Source organism: Odoribacter splanchnicus DSM 20712 (assembly GCF_000190535.1).
GTDB classification, from domain to species: domain Bacteria; phylum Bacteroidota; class Bacteroidia; order Bacteroidales; family Marinifilaceae; genus Odoribacter; species Odoribacter splanchnicus.
Genome location: NC_015160.1, coordinates 1,212,830 through 1,234,795, shown reverse-complemented (window position 1 = coordinate 1,234,795; position 21,966 = coordinate 1,212,830). Strand labels below are relative to the sequence as shown.

Here is a 21,966-nt window from a genome sequence, read left to right as displayed (position 1 = left end):
TAAAATTTATTGGAATGAAGAAAAATATTTCAACTTGGCAGTTGGCCTTGATGACGGCAGCTGCAGTGATTAGTTTGAGAGGATTGCCGATGATGGCTCAGGAGGAGCTGACGATGTTTTTTTACATTTTCTTTGCTACTTTCCTGTTCCTGATACCGGCGGCTTTGGTCGCTGCCGAATTAGGTAGCGCTTTTGCCGACCGGGGTGGTGGAGTATATACTTGGGTGAAAGAAGCCTTTAACCGGAAAATGGGATTTACGGCGATTTTTTTACAATGGATTCAGAATGTGGTCTGGTATCCGACAGTACTTGGATTTGCAGCCGCCTCTATCGCATATATGATCGGAAAACCCGACTTGTCGCAGAATGGCTGGTTTGTAGGGGTGTTTTCTATTGCTATGTATTGGCTGGCTACCTGGTTGACCTTTAAGGGCACCTCGATTATTTCCCGGATTACCAGTCAGGGATTTTTATTAGGAACCGTATTGCCCGGAGTGGTCATTATCGTTATGGCGATTATTTGGATTGCAGGAGGTAATCCGATTGCTTTCGAACATGTCCCGGATACGGTTACTCAAGTGGTCAACGTAAATGCCGGGCATGTACATCCGCGTTTTTTCCCTCATATGACGGGGATCAGTGATATCGCTTTTTTGGCGGGTATTTTACTGTTGTTTGCCGGAGTCGAGGTACATGCCGTACATGTCCGGGAAATGAAAGAACCTCAAAAACAATTTCCTGCTGCCATGTTTTTAGCTGCCTTGATTTCTTTTGCCTTGTTCACTTTAGGTTCTCTGGCAGTAGCGATAGTTACTCCTTATGATCAGATCAACTTACAAGCCGGATTGTTCGTCAGTTTTCAGCAATTGTTCGGTCATTATCATATCGGGTGGTTGACTAATGTGATGGGATTGTTAGCGGCTTTCGGAGCTTTGGCCGGGGTTATGTCATGGATTTCCGGCCCTAGCCGTGGATTATTATGGACGGCTAACGATGGACAATTGCCTGATTTCCTGAAAAAAACCAATCGGAATGGGGTACAGACTCATATCCTTTTTATTCAGGGAGCTATTGTATCGGTTTTATCTTCCCTGTATATCATTATGGATGATGTCAGTGTGGCTTTCTTTTTGTTGAGTGCTTTGACGATCGGACTTTACCTCGTTATGTATATGATGATGTATGCTTCAGGAATAAAATTGCGGTATACTCAACCTGATCTGAAAAGAAGTTATAAAGTGCCCGGAGGTAAGATGGGCATGTGGCTGATTGCGGGAGTCGGTTTTCTGGCTGTCGCCTTTTCATTTATCGTTACCTTTTTTCCACCTTCGCAGTTGCCGGTCGGTAGTCCTGCCTTTTATACGGGGTTAGTAATTGTCGGTACGGTAGTATTTGTGGGCATTCCGATCCTTATCAGCACGGTTATGGCCAGGAGAAATCGGAAAGGACAGTAAAATTTACGGTTTTACCAACCGAGCAATTTGAGGATAAGTAATGTGTATTCCTTTCCGAGTATTTCCCGTAACCGTCTGTATGCACTTTTTTTCATTGATTTGACGGTGTTGACAGAGATATGCAGAAGATCTGCGATTTCAGTATTATTGTTGCCCTCCAAACCGAGCTGGATAATTTCCCGGGTTTGCGGGGGCAATTGGCTGATGGCGAAACTGAGTAAACGGAGTGTTTCCTGATAAGTAATTTCGTGAAGACAATTTTGCTCTTCTTCCTCTTCCCGTTGTGAAATATATTTTTGTGCGATCTGGGAATGTCGCAAATGATTAAGACAAAGGTTGTGTGCAGTCGTATAAGCGAAAGATTTGGCTTTTTCGATGGCGTAAAAATTTTCTCTCTTCTCGTATAAACGGACAAAAACATTCTGAGCTATATCCTGAGCTACAGGCTCTTCTCTTACATATTTTAAGGAGAAGAGATAGACAGGTTCATAGTAAGTATTGAAAAATAATTCAAATCTTTTATTGTTTAGAAGCATTTTATTTGCCGGTCGTTTATACTGATATTCGGAAACAAAAGTAATTTTTTTTTTCAGATGCGCACACCCACTTGTTGATTTTAAGTGTTTCAGTATAAAATACACATAGAAATGAGAGGGTTTGAAAATAGGTATGAACTTGCACATTTGATTAGCTGCCGGCTTATGGGGACTATTACTCCGGAAGAAGAGGAACGGTTTCAGAAGTGGTGGAAAGAATCGGAATCCCATGAAAAAGAATATGAGATTATATGTAAGCGTCTGATTGTTGATTTACGGAGAACGGAGCATCCGGATTTGCATAAAGCCTGGAAAGGAGTGTGGAGCAAACTTCCCCGTACGAGGAGGCTATTCTGGTCCTGGCATTCGGGGGCTGCTGTTTGTGCCGGAGTGATTTTGCTCCTGGGATTGGGGTGGATATTTCTACCGGCTGATGATTTGAATATATCTCGGTCGGGGAATGACCGGTGTGCGGGGACTGTGTTGATTCTCGGTAATGGAGAATTAATTGATTTGGGAAAGAGACAGGAAAGGGTGGTCGATGCTGGAAAGGGAACGAAAATCAGGATAGAAGAGAACGTCGTGAGTTACCAGACAGAGGAACAAGAAGAAGTTCCGGTACAGGAAATGAATACGGTACGGGTCCCCCGGGGAAGTGAATACCGGCTGATACTGTCGGATGGAACGAAAGTATGGCTGAATGCTGAGTCGCAGCTGATTTATCCGGTCCGTTTCACAGGAGAAAACCGGGAAGTAATCATGAAAGGGGAGGCATGTTTTGAAGTGGCGAAAAAAGAAAAACAGCCGTTTGTCGTGAAAGTGGATGAAATAGAAGTGTTAGTGACGGGGACTTTATTCAATGTGGAGGCTTATCCCGAAACTAAAGAGGTAAAGATGACTTTGGTCGAAGGGCGGGTCGAGGTGAAGACAGAAGAGCACCGGCAACTGTTGAGCCCGGATGAACAGGCTCTTGTAGATAAGCAGGAAGGACAAATCCGGGTGAGAAAAGTGGTTGCTGAAGAGTATATCGGCTGGACCAGGGGAGAATTCCGTTTTACGCGGACAAGGCTGGAAGAAGTGATGACGAGGTTGGCACGCTGGTATGATGTAGAGGTATTTTTTGCAGTTCCGGACTTGAAGAATGCCCGTTTTACTCTGAATTTGGAACGCTATGACAATATAAATAAAATATTGTCGAAGATTGAAAAAACGGGACGTGTGCATTTCCGTATTCAGGGGCAGTGTATTATTGTGGAATAATAAAAACAGCGGAGTATAGTGGCATATACCCCGCCTTTAGTTATAAAACCCTTGCTCTACCGACATAGAGCAAAAAATTGTTATAAACTCTAACTACAAAAGTATGGAAAAAAAATCAAGAACAGGTGATTCCGTGTTCCTTAAATTACCACGGATGTTTTTAATCATGAAAACGGTATTTATCTCATTGGTGTGTACATTGAATGTACAGGCTAATGTGTTTTCCCAACACACGAAGTTCGATATCGCGATGAAAAATGTTACGGTATCGGAGGTTTTGTGTTATTTAGAAGAAATCAGCAAATACCGTTTTGTGTATGACAGCGATGCAATTGATCGCATGCAACGGGTGGATGTAGAGATGAAGGGAACGAAGTTGGAAACAGTGTTGGAAAGTATATTCGTGAAAAGTGGTTTTTCATTTGTCATAGAGGATGGGGTGGTGATCATCCGCGAGGCTGGAAAGAAACAGATAACGGCTGGAATACTCCCGCAATCCCGGAAAATTACCGGTCGGGTAAGGGATCATGGAGGCCATCCTTTACCTGGAGTGACCGTGGTTTTAAAAGGTACCTCTGTCGGAGTAGTGACGGATGTGGACGGCCACTTTAAAATGGATCTGCCGGCCGATCATGAAACGGTACTGGTGTTTTCATTTGTCGGGATGAAAACTCAGGAAGTGTATTATAAAGGGGAAAAAGAATTGAATGTAGTGATGGAAGAAGAGGTGAAGCAAATGGACGAGGTAGTTGTGACCGGAATCTTCTCTAAATCGAAAGAAAGCTATACTGGCGCTGTGTCGGTGATTACGGAAAAGGAATTGAAAAGTTTCGGTAACCGAAACATACTGACCACTTTGCGCAATATCGATCCTTCTTTCAATATCCTGGAAAGCAACGAATGGGGTTCTAACCCGAACCGTTTACCGGAAGTACAGATCCGCGGAGCGGCCAATATGCCGGATATCGACCAGTTGCAAAGCGATACAAAAGCAGAATTGAACACGCCTTTGATTATCATGGACGGTTTTGAAATAACTTTAGAACGCATGATGGATTTGGATGATAGCGAGGTGGAGACGATCACTTTGCTGAAAGACGCTTCGGCAACTGCTATTTACGGTTCTCGTGGCGCAAACGGTGTGATTGTGATCACGACAAAAGAACCCGAACCTGGAAAACTGCGGTTTGCCTATACGGGAAGCCTGAATCTCGAAGTGCCGGATTTGAGCGATTATGATGTATTGAATGCCAGGGAAAAGCTGGATCTGGAACTTCGATCTGGCTATTATGACGGTGTCAGGGCTGAATATGAAGTGCAGTTGAAACAAAAATATAATGAAATTCTGCAACAGGTGGAGAGAGGGGTAAATACCTACTGGCTGTCCAAGCCCTTGCGTGTCGGCGTGGGGCATCGGCACAACATCAAGTTGGAAGGAGGAGATCCGAGTTTCCGCTATTCGGCAACAGTGCAGTATAACGACGTAGCCGGAGTTATGAAAGAATCGTTCCGCCGGACGTTCAATGGAGGGATCAACCTTTCTTACAAAACTTCCGACCTGATTTTCAGAAATCAGCTGACGATCGGTTTGAATAAAGCACAAGAGTCTCCCTATGGAACTTTCGATCAGTATGTAAAACTGAATCCCTATTGGACAGCAACGGATGAGAATGGTAATGTAAAACGTTTTTTTGATGAGGATTACAGCTACTGGGGAGGAAATAATCCTGCCAATCCTTTGTATAATGCTACGTTGAATACAAAAGAAACAAGCGATTATACTAATATTACCAATAATTTCTCGATCGAATGGAAACCGGTACAGGAATTTACCTTAAGGGGTACATTCGGTATTTATACTCAAACGAATAATTCAGACAAATACCTTCCCCCCGAACATACAGCGTTTGCTGATTATGCCGATGACGATTACTTCAGAAGAGGAACTTATGATTATACGACGAGCAGATCGTCGCGTTACAATTTTTCATTGACGGCCAATTATTCGAAAGTGTTTGCGGAAAAGCATATGATTTATGCCGGTCTGAATATGGATTTGGAAGACCAGAAATCACAGAGGTACAGTTTTTCTGTAGAAGGTTTTCCGAGTGGGGCGCTCGATTTTCTGGCAGTAGCTATGCAATATAAAGAAAATGGAAAACCGGGAGGTAGTGAATCCAAAAGTCGGCGTGTCGGTTTTGTCGGTAATGCCAGTTATTCTTTCGAGGACCGGTATTTTGTAGATGCTTCATTTCGGACAGACGGTTCTTCCCTGTATGGAGCAGACAAACGGTTTGCTCCTTTCTGGTCTGCCGGTATCGGCTGGAACATCCACAGGGAAAATTTCATGAGTAATGTCGATTGGATAAACCGCTTGAAAATAAGGGCTTCTGTCGGTGAGACTGGCTCGAACAACTTCAGTGCCTATGAAGCTATGGTTACTTATACTTATTCTTTGAGCGATCGCTATTACAATTGGATGGGAGCTAACCTGAAAGCACTGGCTAATCCTGATCTGGAATGGCAGAAGACCATGAAGTACAATACCGGAGTCGAAGTAAATTTACTTAACAACCGTTTGAATATGATCTGTGATCTTTATCTGGAACGGACAAATGGCCTGATGTCTTCTTTGGAATTACCTCCTTCCAACGGGTTTACCAGCTATAAAGCCAACATCGGAAAACTGGAAAATAAAGGTTTTGAATTGAAAGTGACTGGCTATCTGTTACGCGATACGGAACGGGAACTGATCTGGTCGGTAACAGGTTCTTTAGTCCGGAACAAAGACAAAATTATCAAACTCTCGGAAGCCATGAAAGAAGCCAATGCTACCCTACTGGCTACCGGAGGGGCTACTCCTAACAAAGTATGGCAGGAAGGAGACTCTCAAAATGCGATTTATGCCGTTCCTTCGCTCGGTATCGACCCCAGCAACGGCCGTGAACTTTTCCTGAAGAAGAGCGGGGAGGTTACTTATACCTGGGATGCGAGGGACCGGGTGTTCTGTGGAGTAGACCAACCGGACTACCGGGGAAATATTAATACGATGTTTATGTGGAGGGATCTGTCTGTCAATCTGTCTTTCGGTTACGAATGGGGCGGACAGCAATACAATTCGACCCTGATCAACCGGGTGGAAAATGCCGATAAAAAATACAATGTAGACAGACGGGTATACGAAGACCGTTGGAAAGAGCCTGGTGACCGGACATTTTTCAAAGGGATCAAAGAGACTACTGCTACACAGGCTACGTCGAGATTCGTACAGGATGAAGCTACGTTTACCTGCCAGAACCTGAATATCACATATGATTTGAAAGGAAACAAATGGCTCCGGCATAATTTGGGTATCCAGACCCTCACATTGAAAGGAGATATTGCAGACTTGTTCCGGATTTCGACGATCAAACAGGAAAGGGGAACCTCTTATCCTTTCTCCCGTCAGTTCTCTTTTACGTTAAGCGTAATGTTCTAACCGATAAAAATAAACAGAGATGAAAATTAAATTATATATATTGGCCTGTTGGCTACTCAGTGGCCTCGTTTCATGTAATGACTGGCTGGATGTAAAGCCGGAAACGGAAATGACGCTGGAAGAAATGTATGCTGATCAGCAAGGATTTCAGGATGCCCTCACCGGCGCTTATTTGAATATGAAGAGCACCGGTGCTTATGGACAGCAACTGATGTATGGTACAGTAGAATACCTGGCTCAACATTGGGATTGTTCAGCGAATAGTACCCAGGAGAAGATTTCGCAGTTCAACTATGTTGACAATAGTGTTCAAAGCAGTTTCGAAACGATTTACACCCAGCTTTACAAAATCATAGCATCGGCCAATATGATTTTAGAGCAAATCGATGCCAGACAGGACGTTTTCGAACCGGGAATGTACGAGATTATCAAAGGTGAGGCTCTGGCTATGCGGGCTTATTGTCATTTCGATCTGCTCCGTTTGTTCGGTCCTATGCCGACCCGGACAAGTACCGGTAAAATTCTTCCTTATGTCACTACGGTGGGTATCGACTACCATACCCATCACACCTATCAGGAATTTACAGAACTGTTGAAAAACGATCTGATTGATGCAGAAGGATTGCTGAAACAGGTAGATCCAATTATTCCGGCAGAAAAAGGTGGGGAGGAACTCAATCTGTCCGTTTCGGCAGAAAATTTTTTATTAGCCCGCCAGGTCCGCTTCAATTACTACGCGGTGAAAGCGATGGAAGCCCGTTTTTTTCTCTGGATGGGAGGAGAAACGAATAAGTCTGCAGCCTATGATTGTGCTACCGAGTTGACCGAGGCTGAAGATAGTGACGGAAAACTCCTTTTTACTTTGGGATCGACGGATAATTTGAGTAAGTCAGATTATTCCTTTTCTACGGAACACATTTTAGCTATTTATGAATATAACCTTAAAGATAGGGCTGAAAGTGCTTTTACGACTAACTCTTCTTATTCGAAGGCTCAAAACGTCCTTTCTCCGGATTTATATCCGGCAGGAACGACGGATATCCGGTATTTAGGATTGTGGACCAGTTACACTTCGGGAAGCGGAAGTGTTGTCTTTTCTATTAAGAAATTCCTGCAAGATGATAATCACGATGAAATTAATCAATTCCCGTTGATCCGTTTGGCTGAAATGTATTTCATTGCTATGGAATGCGGACCTCTGAGTGAAGCCAGTCGGTTGTACGAAGAGTTTTGCCTCTCCAGGGATATTGAGTTGGTAAATCTGCAAAGCGAAGCCCAGTTAGAGGAGGTTTTAATTAAAGAGTACAACAAAGAATTTTATGCCGAAGGGCAGGCATTCTACGCTTTTAAGCGTCTGGCAGTGGAAAATATTCTTTGGGCGAAATTTCCGGGCGACGAGGAGAGTTATGTCGTGCCTTTGCCTTTGAGTGAAATTAATTATGGAAACTAAATACCAGAAAATTATGAAACAAATCATTTATACGGTTCTCTTCTTGGTGGCGATCGGGCTGACAGGCTGCCAGAAAGCGGAATATCTGTTATTCAACGATATCGCCCGTGTACAAATGGATGAGGCTAATGAAATCCTTACCAGCTTTTACTATATGGATGCAGCGATCGGACGTGATACGGTTTACCTGACAGTCAATACAATCGGTGATCCGGAAAATCGGGTACGCCAAATTGCTTTGGAACAGATCAGCGAATATGATGTTGAGTATAAGTATGACGAGAAAGGCAATCTTATCGACTCGATTTTGACGGAAAAGCCCAATAAGGCGGTAGCAGGAGTACATTATGTACCGATGGACGACCCGGAAATGCTTCCCCTGTTGGTTATTCAGCCGAATGCTGTAACGGCAGAAATCCCTGTCATTTTGTTGCGGGATGCCAGTTTGAAAGAAGACGATTATCGCCTGTGCCTTCGGTTGAAAGCCACTGATGACTTCCGGTTGGGTGAGACCGGTAAATTATCCGGCACTATTGTTCTCTCTGACAAACTCAGCAAACCCAATTTCTGGAATAGTAGTGTAGATCGTTATTATTTCGGAGTTTACAGTACCCGGAAACATGAGTTTATGATTGAGGTGATGCAGACGGAAATCAGCGATGCCTGGTGGAACAAATTAAGTGCAGATTATGCAGAAATCAATTATACAAAAGATAAACTGAGAGATGCGTTGCAGGCTTATAATGATGATCCGGACAACAAAGTACAGGGACTGGCTCCGATGCGGGAAAATCAGAACGATCCGAACAGTGCCCTTATAACATTCCCCAGTTGAATTTTTAATACGCTAAACGATGAAACAGTTATATATTATCAGTTTTTTACTATTCCTCATCGGCTTTTACGGCTGTTATGATGATGAGGGCAACTATGATTATACCGAGGTTTTCGAAATTCGAATCGATAGCATGAAAGCAAGTTACACGCTCTACACCTTGGTCGATACTTTGCGCATTTCACCGGAAGTCAGTCCGGCCGATGCTGAATATGATTTTCATTGGGGTGTGTACCAAACCAATGTACAGGGATATGCTCCGACATTGGATACCATCGCTACTACCCGGGACTTGGTCTATCCGATGACACTGGACCCTGGTTCATATAAGATTGTCTGTATGGCGACGGAACGGAATACAGGTATTACTGAGATTAAAGAAGTGCCGCTGACTGTCACAACAGCTCTGTCTGAAGGCTGGTATGTCCTCCGTACAAAAGACGACTGTACAGACCTGGATTTGTTTTCTACGGAAAAAGGTAAAATAGAAAATATCATTGCCACAAACAATGAAGGGAGAAATCTGAAGGGAGAAGCACGCGCCATTGAATTTTCATACAATTACAAGGCATGGGATGAGATCAATGAACGTTATGTAAATACCAACAGTATTTTCGCATTGGCCAAGGAAGAAGCTGTGGTTATCAGAACGTCGAACGGGGAAATCATTCGCGACATCGATGATCTGTTTTATGAACGTCCGGCTGTCGCAAATTTTCAGAACATCTGTTCTCAAAGCACTGAACTTTATCTGATGAATGACGGTAAAGCACATTACATTTACAACATGTCTTCCAATAGCGGCCGGTTTGGGGTTGCTCTGCCTGGTAATTATCAATTGTATCCAAATTGGACATACGGTTTCCGCCAACCGCTTTGCTTTGATAAAACGTCGGATTCGTTTGTCGCGATAAATGCTATGAGTAGCAGTGTTGTAAACTTTAAAGAGAAAGGTGCGGTTGATTCGCTCACCTATCCCAGAGTCAGTAACCTGGATGCCGATCTGCTGTATATTGGTCCCGGTCCCAGTAATTCCGGTTGGGCTTTGCTGAAAAAAAGACAGACCGATACCTGCCTGATGTATAATCTGGAAGTCAATAATGCTTATTCCCCATATAATAATCCGGCAAAAAAATGTGATACCCTGATTGACAATAATTCTTTAAAGTTATTACAAGCGGATTTCCGGGCCAGCAGCCAAAATAATAATATTATCTATTTCTCGCAGGGGCATACGGTTTATTCCTGTAATATCGATGCCGGTTATCAGGAAAAGAGCCAGGTTATTCTCTCCGATAGTGAGAATATCACCTATATGCGGCACCTTAAATATTCCACGGTGATTAATAAACTGGCGGTCGCCACTTTTGACGGTAGCCGGTATAAGGTTTACCTGTACAATATTCAAGCGGGTAATTTACAGGCTGATCCCGAAATACTGGAAGGGGAAGGAAAAGTAGGTGCTCTGATTTATATCAAAGGAACAGGTAAAACAACACTTTATTAATTTATAACCATGAAAAATTATTTGTTTATATTGATCCTGTGCTTATCCCTGCCTGGCCATGCACAGGAATATTCGGCCATTAAAGGATTTGTAAAAGGAGCAAAACTAAAGGAAGTCACCCTATATAAAACGGTAGATGGTAGCATACAGGCGTGTGCGACCTCTCGAATCGGAGCGGACGGCAGTTTCGGGTTTCTGCTGAAACCCGAAACCGGTTTTTACTCCATCGGAGGGGAACGACTGAATTTTCCTGTTTATCTGAAGGGGGGTGAACAGGTCAATATCGATTTGTTAGAAACCCGGGCACAGTTGAACGGAAAAAATTCAAAGGAAAATAAAACCCTGTACAGCTGGGTGGATTATGCTGCTAATATTCGCCTGAAAGCCGTATTTTTTGAATTGACACGGAGCAATTACGAGGATTTCTTTCCGGAATTCGAAACTTATGTGAAAGGGTTGGAGCAACTGAAAAGTAAATTGAGAAGCGGGAATAAGGCTTTCGACGTGATATTGTCGGACTATGTGGATTATGCTACCGATTATTATGCGATTATTTTCCTGCATACTCCCCGGGAGAAGCATCCGGAAAAATCGATGCGGCCGGAATATTACAGTCATATTGTCTCTGCACGAAAATATACGGACGACAAGGTGCTGCAGTTCCCGGAAGGGATCAAAATGCTCATCAGTTATACCTCGTTCGCTTATAATGAAGACGGCAAAAAGTATGACGTGGAATCTTATACGGATGATTGCCTTTCTTATTTGGGAAACGACCGTTTGAAAGGAGAATATGTCGTTAATAATAGTTTCCGTAGTTTTAAATCCTATGACCAGTATTTGAACGCAATGGAGAAGTTCGGTAAATATTTGGTGACTCCTTCTTTGAAAATGCGGGCAGAAGCTGTCGGAACCAAACTGTATGATACGAAAGCCGGCGGACAGGCTGCCGATTTTACCTATCCGGATGTGGACGGGAAAATGGTGTCTTTGTCCGATTTTAAAGGGAAGGTTGTGTTGGTAGATGTCTGGGCCACTTGGTGCGGACCTTGCCGTCAGCAGATTCCTTACCTGAAAAAGTTAGAGGAGGAAATGCACGGGACAGATGTTGTGTTTGTGGGAGTGTCTGTTGATGAATCCAAGGATAAACAGAAATGGCTGGACTTCATTAAAACGGAGGGACTGAAAGGGGTGCAGTTATTGGCCGGCGGTTGGAGCAAGATTACCAAAGATTATAAGATTACGGGAATCCCGCGGTTTATGGTTTTTGATAAAAAAGGAAATATCGTGTCGGTGGATGCTCCCCGTCCTTCTTCACCGGAATTGAAGAAGATGCTGGAAAATGAATTGAAAAAATAGCGATTGAAACAGATAACGTAAAAAGTACTTTATTGTTGATGGTATTCCTGGCGGCCTGTACCGGTGTATGGGCCGACACAGGGACCATCCTGATAAAGGAGGGAAGCGGTCGTATATAACAGGCTGCGGGGACGCGGACGAACTTGTTTTCATGGGCCAACCGATTGTCAGGCGGAATGAAACGGTGCTTAGGAATTGCTCAGGCTGTTGTGGGGAAACTGATGGATGTCCGGGCGTGATAATTTGCAAATTTTGTATCACTTTTACCCTCTTTTACAGATACTATTTAAGTGAATTTACACTATATTTGCTCCGGAATGGATTTGATCGCTGCTGTAAATAAGAAAGATTACAAATTATTCGGGGCATTTTTCAGAGAAAATTTCCCCTTTCTTGTCATGTTTGCAGATAAGTATGTCAATGATATGGATATGGCTGCGGATATTGCTCAGGAGGCTTTTATCCAATTATGGCGCTTTGAAGGGGAATTCGTATCGCCAGAGAAGGTAAAGGGGTTTTTGTATACGACGGCCCGGAATCTGGCACTGAATCACATTAAACACAATCAGATTGTAGACGAACATTTAAGACTACAGGAGAAAGATTCTGTACTCTTTTTCCGGAACCAGATTATTGAAGAAGAAACTTATCAGCTTGTCCATAAAGCAGTTGAACAGCTGCCCAAGCAATCTTGTAAAATAATACAATTAAGCCTGCAAGGGTATTCGAATCAGGAGATTGCAGATCAATTGAATATATCCATCAATTCTGTCCGTACCCTGAAACAAAGTGCTTATAAAAAGTTAAGAGGCATTCTGAAAGAGCATTTCTATTTGTTACCTCTAATGTTAAAAATGAATTTTTTTTAACCTCCATTCGTCTTTTTTTTCTTTTCAGTTGTTATTAGACTTGAAAAATGTTCGATTCTTTTTGCGGGAATCCGCAAAAAGAATAATTGCCAGATGATAATTGACAATTGTCTGGAAGCTTTGCTTCCATTAGAAAATAATAAGAAAAGAAATGAAAAAGAGAATGAAGAAGAGAATCATTGATTATCAAATAAATAAAGAAGAAACCACAGGTTGGGAAATATGTGGTCAATTATCATGCGATAATTGTCAATTAACTAAGTGCCCTCAGGGGTCAATAGCTTTTTAAACTTTACGAACTTTATAAACTTTCAACTAATTTAATCGAACCTTTTTATGGTGAATATCGCAGCATATCGGCGCATATATGAATTGATTGCCAGGCAGATCAGCTTCGGTTTAAATCCTGCTGAAGAAGAAGAATTGGAATGTTGGCTGAAAGAATCGGAAGAAAACAGGCTTTTGCATTCCCGGCTTACTGATCCTCATTACCTTATCCGGCAGGAAGAGAAGAGGAATTCAGTTGATGTGGAAAAACATTGGCGAATAGTTCGTAATCGTTTGACTGAGAGTAAAGGCGATAAAGGCTTATCCGGTCGGTATTGGAAATATGCAGCAATTATCATGTTGTTATTGGGAGGAGGAGTGTTGGGATGGTTTATGCAGCGGGAAGAAAATGTTCCTGTTGATGTGACGCAACAAATTCATCCCGGTATTTCAAAGGCCCGTCTGGTATTGGCCGATGGGAAAACTGTCGAGTTGGAGAAAAGAAATGGAGATACCCAATTGATCGATTGTGACGGTATGCTTATCAGTAACGATTCTTGCGGTTTGAAATACAACGGCCAAATAGAAATGCCGGTAGCAGACTGGCATACCCTGGAAGTTTCTAAAGGGGGAGAATATATAATGACTTTGCAGGACGGAACGGTTGTTTGGTTGAATTCAGAAACGAAAATGAGGTATCCGGTACAGTTTTCCGGACAGAACCGGGAAGTTTGGCTGGAGGGAGAAGCTTATTTTAAGGTAGCGAAAAATGAGAAACAGCCTTTTGTAGTAAAGACTGAAAATATGGATGTGAGGGTATTGGGTACCGAGTTTAATTTAAAGGCTTATGCCGATGAAAAATGGGTACAGGCTACTTTGGTACGGGGAGAAGTGGCTGTATTTACGGGGATGGATAAGTCTGTCCGGAATACGTTGAAGCCTGAACAACAGGCTGAGTGGGATATCGAAAAAGGAAAACTGGACGTGAAAACAGTAGAGCTCGATCTTTATATTGCGTGGAAAAACGGACAGTTTGTGTTTCGTGGACAACGTCTGACAGAGATCATGACTGTTTTAGAAAGATGGTATGATTTCGAGGTTTGTTATCAGGCGGATTGGATCAAAGAAGTTGAATTTGCGGGTAAATTGAATCGTAGTGCTTCTATCGAACCGATATTGGATGTCATTCGCTCGACTCATAAAATAAATGTAAATACAAGAGGTAAAACAATTGTATTTAGTGCAAAACAATAATTTTTAAACCAAACAAACGATGAACAAAATGCAAACAATCCACCCTTGGTTGGTGTGGAGAAGAAAAATTCTGATGACAATGAAATTAGGTGTGTGCTTTTTGTTGTGTACAGTGTTTCAGGTGTCGGCCCGTGTCACTGCACAAAATGAAAGAATGAATTTCAAGATGCATGATGCCTCCCTGAAAACTATTTTATGGGCACTTGAAAAGAAAAGCGAAATGTTTTTTTTCTATAGTGTTAAGGATATCGAACAGGTGACCGGAATCGATGTCGTGGCAGAGAATAAAACTTTGGACGAAATTCTGAGTGAGGTGTTGAAAAATACCGGTATCACTTATGAGGTTACCCATAATACGGTCGTGTTGCGTAAAGGGAAGGTGAATGCTGCTTTGCCTCAGAGTAAAACATCGGAAGTGACAGGTAAAGTGACTGACCGTTCGGGTAGTCCGCTTCCCGGAGTAACTATTTTAATCAAGGGTACCTCCCTGGGAACAGTAACAGATACCGAAGGGATTTTTAAGATCGCTTTGCCGCAAAAGAAAGATGTGGTGCTGGTATTTTCATTTATCGGAATGAAAACACAGGAAATTGTGCTGAAAGATGACAAACCTTTAAAAGTGGTGATGCAGGAAGATGCAAAAGAAATAGATGAAGTGGTCGTTACCGGTATTTTTAACCGTAAAAAAGACAGTTTTACCGGAGCTTCTGCAACTTTCGACGGGGAACAGCTGAGATCGGTGGGTACCCAAAACGTTATCGCCAGTTTAAAAACACTGGATCCTTCATTTAATGTACTTGAGAATAATGAGTTCGGTTCCGACCCGAATAAATTACCGGATATTGAAATCCGGGGAAAATCAAGTCTGATCAGTACCCGGGATGAATTGAGCGAGGACCCGAATCAGCCCTTGTTTATTCTGGATGGTTTCGAGTCTTCGCTGGAAGCTATTTATAATTTGGATATGAGCCGGGTAGCTTCGATTACTATTTTGAAAGATGCTGCTTCAACGGCCATTTACGGTTCGAAGGCTTCAAATGGAGTGGTGGTAGTGGAAACCATCCGTCCCAAATCGGGTAAGTTAAATCTGGCTTACAGCGGAAATGCCAATGTTTCATGGGCTGATCTGAGCAGTTATAATTTGATGGATGCCAGTGAAAAATTGCGTTTTGAAAATTTGGTCGGCAGGTATGATGCATCGAATGATGTTGTGAAAGATGTTGAATTGAAAAAGTCTTATTATGATAAATTGGCCGATATTGCCCGCGGAGTAAATACTTATTGGCTGTCGGAACCTCTGCGGGTTGGCCTGAATCACCGGCATTCCCTCTATGTAGACGGCGGTGAAGGTGCATTTATGTTCGGTATCGGACTGGCATATAACGGGATTACCGGTGTAATGAAAGAATCCAAACGGGATAATATCAGCGGAAATATCGACCTGACTTACCGGCTGAAGAAATTTCAGTTTATGAATAAGTTTGATATGAACAATACGGACAGCAAGGATCCGATTGTCGCTTTTTCCCAATATGCCGACGCTAATCCTTATTATACGAAATACAATGAGAACGGCGAAGTGGAAAGGTGGCTGGAATATACGGATTATATTAAAGCTGCCAATCCGCTTTACAATGCTAAGCAGAACAGTTATAACAAGGGAAACAATTTGTCGTGGTCGGATAAGTTTATTGTAGAATATACTCCTGTCCCGACCTTGAAATTACGGGCTCGGTTCGGTTTTACACACCAGAGTACTCAGGCGGAAGCTTTTTATTCTCCTCTGGATACCCGTTTTGCCGAAACGGATTTCTCAGAACGCGGTTCGTATGGCAATACGGAAACACAGAGCAATAAGTATGAAGGAGAATTTACGCTTACTTATGCCAAAGTATTGAAAGAAGTACACCAATTCAATATCGTATTGGGAGGTTACCTTTCTGCTTTAGAGGCGAAATCGCAAGGATATTCGGCTATCGGTTTTCCGGTAGGAGATTTCACACTTCCTTCTTTTGCCAACAGTTATCCGGACGGAGGTTCCCCGGCTTATAACGAAAGTACGACACGTTCGGTGAGCGGGTATGTGATTGGAAATTATGCTTATGATAACCGTTATTTGCTCGATTTCAGTTATCGTGTCAACGGTTCGTCGGTATTCGGGACTAATAAGCATTATATCGGTACGTGGGCTGTCGGTCTGGGATGGAATTTGCACCATGAAAAATTTATTGCCGACCATTTTGACGGAATTTCCATGTTGAAGCTGAGAGCTTCCATCGGTAATCCGGGGAATCAGAATTTTTCTTCTTCGGCAACCATTACGACGTTCCGTTATAATTTCAATTCCTTTAATTATTTCGGAATGACCACTTCGCTGGCTCAGCTGGGAAATCCTGATCTGGAATGGCAGACAACCCTCGATAAAAATATCGGGTTCGATATTACGATTCTGAATAACCGTCTGACCCTGACCGGAGACTATTATTATAAGACAACCGATCCTTTGCTGATCGCTATCTCTATGCCGCCTTCTTCGGGAGCGACCGACAATATGACTTATAAAAATTTCGGCAAACAAACCTCCAAAGGTTTTACGGCATCGGCTACGTATTACATTATTCGCCGGATGAGCGAGCGGATCTGGTGGTCGGTTCGGGGTAATCTGCGGCATGGTTCCAATGAGCTGTCCGGCATCGGCAATCGTCTGGAAATGTATAATTCGCAGGAACGTGAAGGTGATAACAGGTCGACAAAACGGTACTATGACGGCGCAGACCCCGATGATATCTGGGCTGTACGTTCGGCAGGAATCGATCCCTCCACCGGACGGGAACTGTTTATTAAGAAAAACGGGGAATTGACTTATGATTTTTCATATGACGATGAAGTGGTGGTGGCCAACAGTCGTCCGAAGGTGGAAGGGGTACTGGGTACCAATTTTTCCTGGAAAGGTTTTTCCTGTAACCTGGATTTCCGCTATCGGGTGGGCGGTCATTCGTTTAATTCCGTTTTATTTAATAAAGTAGAGAACATCAGTACGAATTCGCTGATATATAATCAGGATAAGCGTGCTCTTTATGACCGTTGGCAAAAGCCGGGCGATAAGGCTCAGTTCAAGAATATCGCCAATTCGACATCCACTCCGATGTCTTCCCGTTTTGTACAGAAAGACAATTCATTGAGTCTGGAGGCTTTGAGGATAGGATATGAATTTTCTCCTGAGTTGGTTCATAAATGGGGGCTTGGCTCGTTACGTTTGAATGCCTATATGAACGATATATTCCGCCTGTCGACCATCAAGATGGAACGGGGTACTTCCTATCCTTTCGCACGCAGTGTGTCTTTCGCCATTTCATTAACTTTATAAATCCGATATCATGAAAAAATATAGAATCGTTTTTCCGCTTCTGTTAAGCTGTATTTTATGGTACAGCTGCACCGACTGGCTGGATTATAAACAGAGTGAGGAACAGCAATTTTCTTCCAAAGATGGATTTTATGCTGCTGTTAACGGGGTTTACAACCGAATGTCCGGGAACTCGCTTTACGGGAAATATCTGAGTTATGACATGATCGATATTCTGGGGCAATATTACGCTGTGGAGCAGTCGGATGAAAGCGATTATTATAAATACTTGCGGGCTCTGACCGAGTGGGATTATTCGAACGAGTCGGTTACAGGCGTACTGAGCAGTATATGGAACGAAGCCTATTCGACGATTATGAATACCAATGTGGTATTGAAGAACATCGAGGATGATGCTGTAAAGGACAAGGTATTACCGGAGCGGGAATATAAAATGCTCAAGGGCGAGATGCTGGCTGTCCGTGCAATGCTGCATTTGGATATGTTGCGTTTGTTCGGGCCGATTATGGCGAAAAATCCGGATGGACGCGGTATCCCTTACAATGAAAGCACCGATCCGCAAATCCTGTCCATTATGCCGGCCGGTACGGTACTGAAGGACTATATTATCCGCGATCTTACAGAAGCCGAAGCTTTACTGCTGGCCTCCGATCCGGTACTTACCGAGGGACCCCGTGCAGAATACGATGAGGTGAGTCAGGATAACTCCATGCGCTATCGGCAATTGCGTCTGAATTACTATGCGACGGTCTTGTTGACGGCCCGGGCTTATCTGTGGGGGGGAGATTACGGCAATGCCTTGACCGAAGCCCGCAAGCTGACCGACGATCCCCAGGTCAGGGAGTTCTTCCCGGTGGTTGAATCGGGTAAGTTGTTAGGGAACAGTTCCGACCCCGACCGGATGTTTTCGACCGAGTGTTTATTCGGGTATTACAATAAAAACAGAGGATTGATTTATGACTATTCTTTTGGAGGAGGTAATACCGGAAAAGCTTTGCTGATACCCCGTACCGGATATGTAGATGGTATTTTGTTTTACAAATACGGGGGATATTGGGTCGGAGACTGGCGTTTCCAGTCGCAATGGGCCAGCGGAACCACTTTGGAAGGAAATGCGAGCTACCAAATGGTAAAATTCAAAGAAATTGCGGATCAAAAACGGGATGAGGTGACCAATAATAAAGATGAAAACCAGTTATTGCAGGCTCAGAAATTTTACGGAACCTTTTGTTCGCTGATCAAGCTTAGCGAAGCGTATTATATTGCAGCGGAATGTCTCGGTACGACCGGTTCCGAGGTGTACGATCTGCCGACTGCATGGACCTATTTGAACCGGATGTTCGTTGACCGGGGTACCAATAACTGGGGAACAGGAAACGGAGAGAGCTTTTTACAGGATTGGCTGACCTTGGAGTATATCCGTGAATTTGTCGGAGAAGGTCAGAAGTTCTTCTATTTCAAGCGTCGGAATATGGGATTCGATAATGATTACAACGGACGAAAAGAAGTAAAGGTGATGACTAATCCCGGCATACCAATGTTTGGAATACCTCCGACATACGATTATAAAGATAAAGCAACTGATGAAGAAAAGGAAGAACGCTTTGTACTTCCGTTGCCGAAAAGTGAATTGGATAACCGTTAAATACAGACATATGAATAGAATAAACAAATGGATATGGGTTGCCGCCATGGCAGGAATAAGTATCGCCTGCCAAAAAGAAAACGTCGGTTTGTACAACCGTGGTGACAGTATGGTATATTTTCAGGTACAGAATTTTTCAGGAAGTAACGGCGCCGAAGGATATACCACGAGGACTAATTTTTCGTTTGTCGATTATGCGGCAGCTTATACCTCAGTAGTATTCAATGCCAAAGTGAAGTTGCTGGGCGAGGTAAAAGATTACGACCGGGCCCTGAAAGTCGTTGTCGACGAAGAGCAAACGACGATGACTTCTTATGATGCTGTAACGAATCCCGATGGAGGATATATGATGGATTTCGATACGCTGAAAATCAAGGCCGGAAGCAACGAGGGAACTGTTGGAGTCCGTTTCATGCGGAATGCTTCCATCAAAAAACAGGTGGATACATTGGTCTTGAAATTAGAGGCCAATCAATATTTTGAGGTACTCAATGCTTATAAATCCAGCAATGTGTGGAGTAATACAACGGCAGATACGATAGACGGAACCCGCTATACATTTCTGATCAGTGAAATTTATACGCAGCCGAGTCGGTGGGGGGATGTTGCTGCCGATCAGTATTTCGGAAAGTGGAATCCGGTCCGATATGCCTATATCAATGGCTTCTTTGGCTTTACGACAACGGATTGGACTTGGGCCACTGGCAAAGTCAGCAAAGGACGGATGCCTTTTTACGCCCGGGAATTGCAGTCGGAATTGCAACGGAGAGCAGATGAAGGCGATCCGGTATACGATGAAGACGGCTCTTATATGCAATTGCCGGATGCTTATCGTGTGGATTACTCGAATGTCGTGTTAAAACCTTAAAATATAGAAAAAATGAATATATTAAAAATTTCGCGTCTGAGCATGTTGTGGTTTTGCCTGTTGGCAATAGCCTGTGCGGAAGACAAAGGAAATTATACATATGAAGATAAAGCGGTCATTACGATAGATAGCATTTCATCAATGCTGTCGGTATTGGCCAATGCGGAATATATCGATTTAAAACCGGTGGTTACTTCCAATTTGGAAGGAATTATTGATGAGCGGAATACGAACTTCGAATTTGCTTACCAAAGGAAAAATTCGGAAGGTGAATGGGAAGAAGTTGCCAATACGAAAGACCTTCATATGTTAGCTGCATTGGAGTCCGGCAGGCATGCATTTTTGTTCTCGGTAACCGATAAACGGACGGAAGTAAAGACCCTGAAATTGTTTTATGTCAATGCAACGACCATTACCTCGGAGGGATGGATGTTGCTTTGCGATGAAGGATCGGAAGAACGGGTGCGTTTAGATATGCTGGCGCAGATTTCTGTGGACCGGATTGTTCCGGCTTATGATGTAATCCGGCGAAAGGATGGAGTACCGGAACAGTACCACGCTGCGAATATAGGATTCTATGCCACTGGAAGTGCTACCGGTAACCGGATTATTGCAATGTCCGAAGATGCGGCTTACTGGCTGGAGACAACAGATTCTAAAGGTGGCGGAGAATTTCTTGATGTAGAGAGTTATCACGAATTGAAATCGGCAATGTTTCTGGCTGCTACTGACGATCATATTGTAAATTTTGTGTCAGTGCCTTATAAAGGACTCTATAAACCAGAGCACGATGCTGTTATCTGCGTATCCCGGGAAGGAAATGTCTATGCCTGGAATACGGTGGAAGTAGAAACGGGATTCGAGTATCCGATTAATACTTCCGTCCGGGGAGGAACGCCTGAATACAAGGTGGCGCCTTATGTCGGGACTACGCTGAAAAGACCGTTGTCATCCGACTTTGGTATCGCCTTGTTGTTTGATACGGATAATCATCGTTTTGTTTACTGGAGTGGTGAAGGTGTTACAGGTAGCGATGTCGCTGGAAAAAAGCAGGTGTTGCATCCGTTGGAAGATCCGGAGAATAAAAATTTTAGTTACAATACGGGAAATATGGATTTGGTGTGTATGCTTAACACCTCTTTTTCCGAAGGAATGGTGTATTGCATTATGCAGGAAGATGGCAAGCGGCATATTTATGAGGTGAATTTGGGAAGCGGGGAATTTAAACAAGGGGCCTGCCATTTGGATGTTATGGCGGAAAATTTTGCCAATGCCACTTGTTTTGCTGCCAGTTCCCAGTATTATGTGATTTATTACGCTTATGGAAATAAAGTCTATGCTTACAATGTGGGATCAGGGGTTTCCGAACCGGTGATTACTTTAGAAGGCGAAGAGATTACCTGTTTGAAGTTCAACCGCTATGATTATCCGTGGGGCATCGATGACTTGTGTTCGAAATATGACGATGAAATCAAAAATATATACCGAGACCGTGAAAATCAACTGATCGTCTGTTCTTACAAAAATGCCGCTACGGATAATAATGGAGGAATGCTGCGTTTCTATGATGTGAGCGGATCGGGTATGAAGTTGACCCTGAAACCGGGCTGGGAGTATTCCGGGTTCGCTAAAATTAAAGATGTGCGTTATAAAGAGGTCCGTTGAGAAACAGGAAAAACAGTGTGTGGTTTTATTTTTCTCTCATCACCGCATATTTACGGTGATGAGAGATTTGGGGGAGGGCAACAGAAAAAGGAGGCTATCTGGCTTTTGGGTCATCAGACAGGCTCTTGAAAGTCAGATACGGTTGATCTGAA

14 protein-coding genes are annotated in these 21,966 nt (G+C 43.2%); 13 read left to right on the top strand and 1 reads right to left on the bottom strand.

Going from position 1 to position 21,966, the window contains the following annotated elements; genetic code table 11:
• Nucleotides 1-14 precede the first annotated feature (14 nt).
• Entirely contained in the window at nt 15-1,454 is a 1,440-nt protein-coding gene (locus tag ODOSP_RS05150) for an amino acid permease (RefSeq protein WP_013611324.1), read from the top strand.
• A gap of 11 nt (nt 1,455-1,465) precedes the next feature.
• Here the strand turns inward: ODOSP_RS05150 and ODOSP_RS05145 are convergent, their stop codons facing one another.
• On the bottom strand, nt 1,466-1,990 hold the full coding sequence (locus ODOSP_RS05145) for a sigma-70 family RNA polymerase sigma factor (protein WP_013611323.1): 525 nt from the start codon (nt 1,988-1,990) through the stop codon (nt 1,466-1,468).
• 111 nt (nt 1,991-2,101) lie between these two features.
• On the opposite strand from ODOSP_RS05145, the gene ODOSP_RS05140 reads away from it, so the two are divergent.
• The 12 genes from ODOSP_RS05140 to ODOSP_RS05085 all read left to right on the top strand — a co-directional run bounded on the left by ODOSP_RS05140 (nt 2,102) and on the right by ODOSP_RS05085 (nt 21,814).
• Nucleotides 2,102-3,250 (top strand): FecR family protein, encoded by a 1,149-nt coding sequence (locus ODOSP_RS05140; protein WP_013611322.1) that lies wholly within the window; start codon nt 2,102-2,104, stop codon nt 3,248-3,250.
• Between the two features lie 166 nt (nt 3,251-3,416).
• Nucleotides 3,417-6,728: a SusC/RagA family TonB-linked outer membrane protein gene (locus tag ODOSP_RS05135; RefSeq protein ID WP_228026182.1), complete on the top strand. Its 3,312-nt coding sequence runs from the start codon at nt 3,417-3,419 to the stop codon at nt 6,726-6,728.
• Between the two features lie 19 nt (nt 6,729-6,747).
• Nucleotides 6,748-8,178, top strand: a complete 1,431-nt coding sequence (locus ODOSP_RS05130) for a RagB/SusD family nutrient uptake outer membrane protein (RefSeq protein ID WP_013611320.1) — start codon at nt 6,748-6,750, stop codon at nt 8,176-8,178.
• 13 nt (nt 8,179-8,191) lie between these two features.
• Complete coding sequence (locus tag ODOSP_RS05125; protein ID WP_013611319.1) at nt 8,192-9,013, top strand: DUF4843 domain-containing protein; 822 nt, start codon at nt 8,192-8,194, stop codon at nt 9,011-9,013.
• Between the two features lie 19 nt (nt 9,014-9,032).
• Nucleotides 9,033-10,520 (top strand): PKD-like family lipoprotein, encoded by a 1,488-nt coding sequence (locus ODOSP_RS05120; protein WP_013611318.1) that lies wholly within the window; start codon nt 9,033-9,035, stop codon nt 10,518-10,520.
• Between the two features lie 9 nt (nt 10,521-10,529).
• Nucleotides 10,530-11,879 carry a TlpA family protein disulfide reductase gene (locus tag ODOSP_RS05115; protein WP_013611317.1) on the top strand — a complete coding sequence of 450 codons (1,350 nt, stop codon included), beginning with the start codon at nt 10,530-10,532 and terminating at the stop codon, nt 11,877-11,879.
• A 317-nt stretch (nt 11,880-12,196) separates the two neighbouring features.
• Nucleotides 12,197-12,748 carry an RNA polymerase sigma factor gene (locus ODOSP_RS05110; protein ID WP_013611316.1) on the top strand — a complete coding sequence of 184 codons (552 nt, stop codon included), beginning with the start codon at nt 12,197-12,199 and terminating at the stop codon, nt 12,746-12,748.
• Between the two features lie 336 nt (nt 12,749-13,084).
• Nucleotides 13,085-14,269: a FecR family protein gene (locus ODOSP_RS05105; RefSeq protein ID WP_013611315.1), complete on the top strand. Its 1,185-nt coding sequence runs from the start codon at nt 13,085-13,087 to the stop codon at nt 14,267-14,269.
• 19 nt (nt 14,270-14,288) lie between these two features.
• Entirely contained in the window at nt 14,289-17,636 is a 3,348-nt protein-coding gene (locus ODOSP_RS05100; RefSeq protein ID WP_013611314.1) for a SusC/RagA family TonB-linked outer membrane protein, read from the top strand.
• Between the two features lie 10 nt (nt 17,637-17,646).
• A complete protein-coding gene (locus ODOSP_RS05095; protein WP_013611313.1) occupies nt 17,647-19,281 on the top strand; it encodes a RagB/SusD family nutrient uptake outer membrane protein in 1,635 nt (544 codons plus the stop codon).
• Between the two features lie 10 nt (nt 19,282-19,291).
• Nucleotides 19,292-20,149 (top strand): DUF4843 domain-containing protein, encoded by an 858-nt coding sequence (locus ODOSP_RS05090; protein WP_013611312.1) that lies wholly within the window; start codon nt 19,292-19,294, stop codon nt 20,147-20,149.
• A gap of 12 nt (nt 20,150-20,161) precedes the next feature.
• Nucleotides 20,162-21,814, top strand: a complete 1,653-nt coding sequence (locus tag ODOSP_RS05085; RefSeq protein ID WP_013611311.1) for a PKD-like family lipoprotein — start codon at nt 20,162-20,164, stop codon at nt 21,812-21,814.
• Nucleotides 21,815-21,966: the final 152 nt, after the last annotated feature.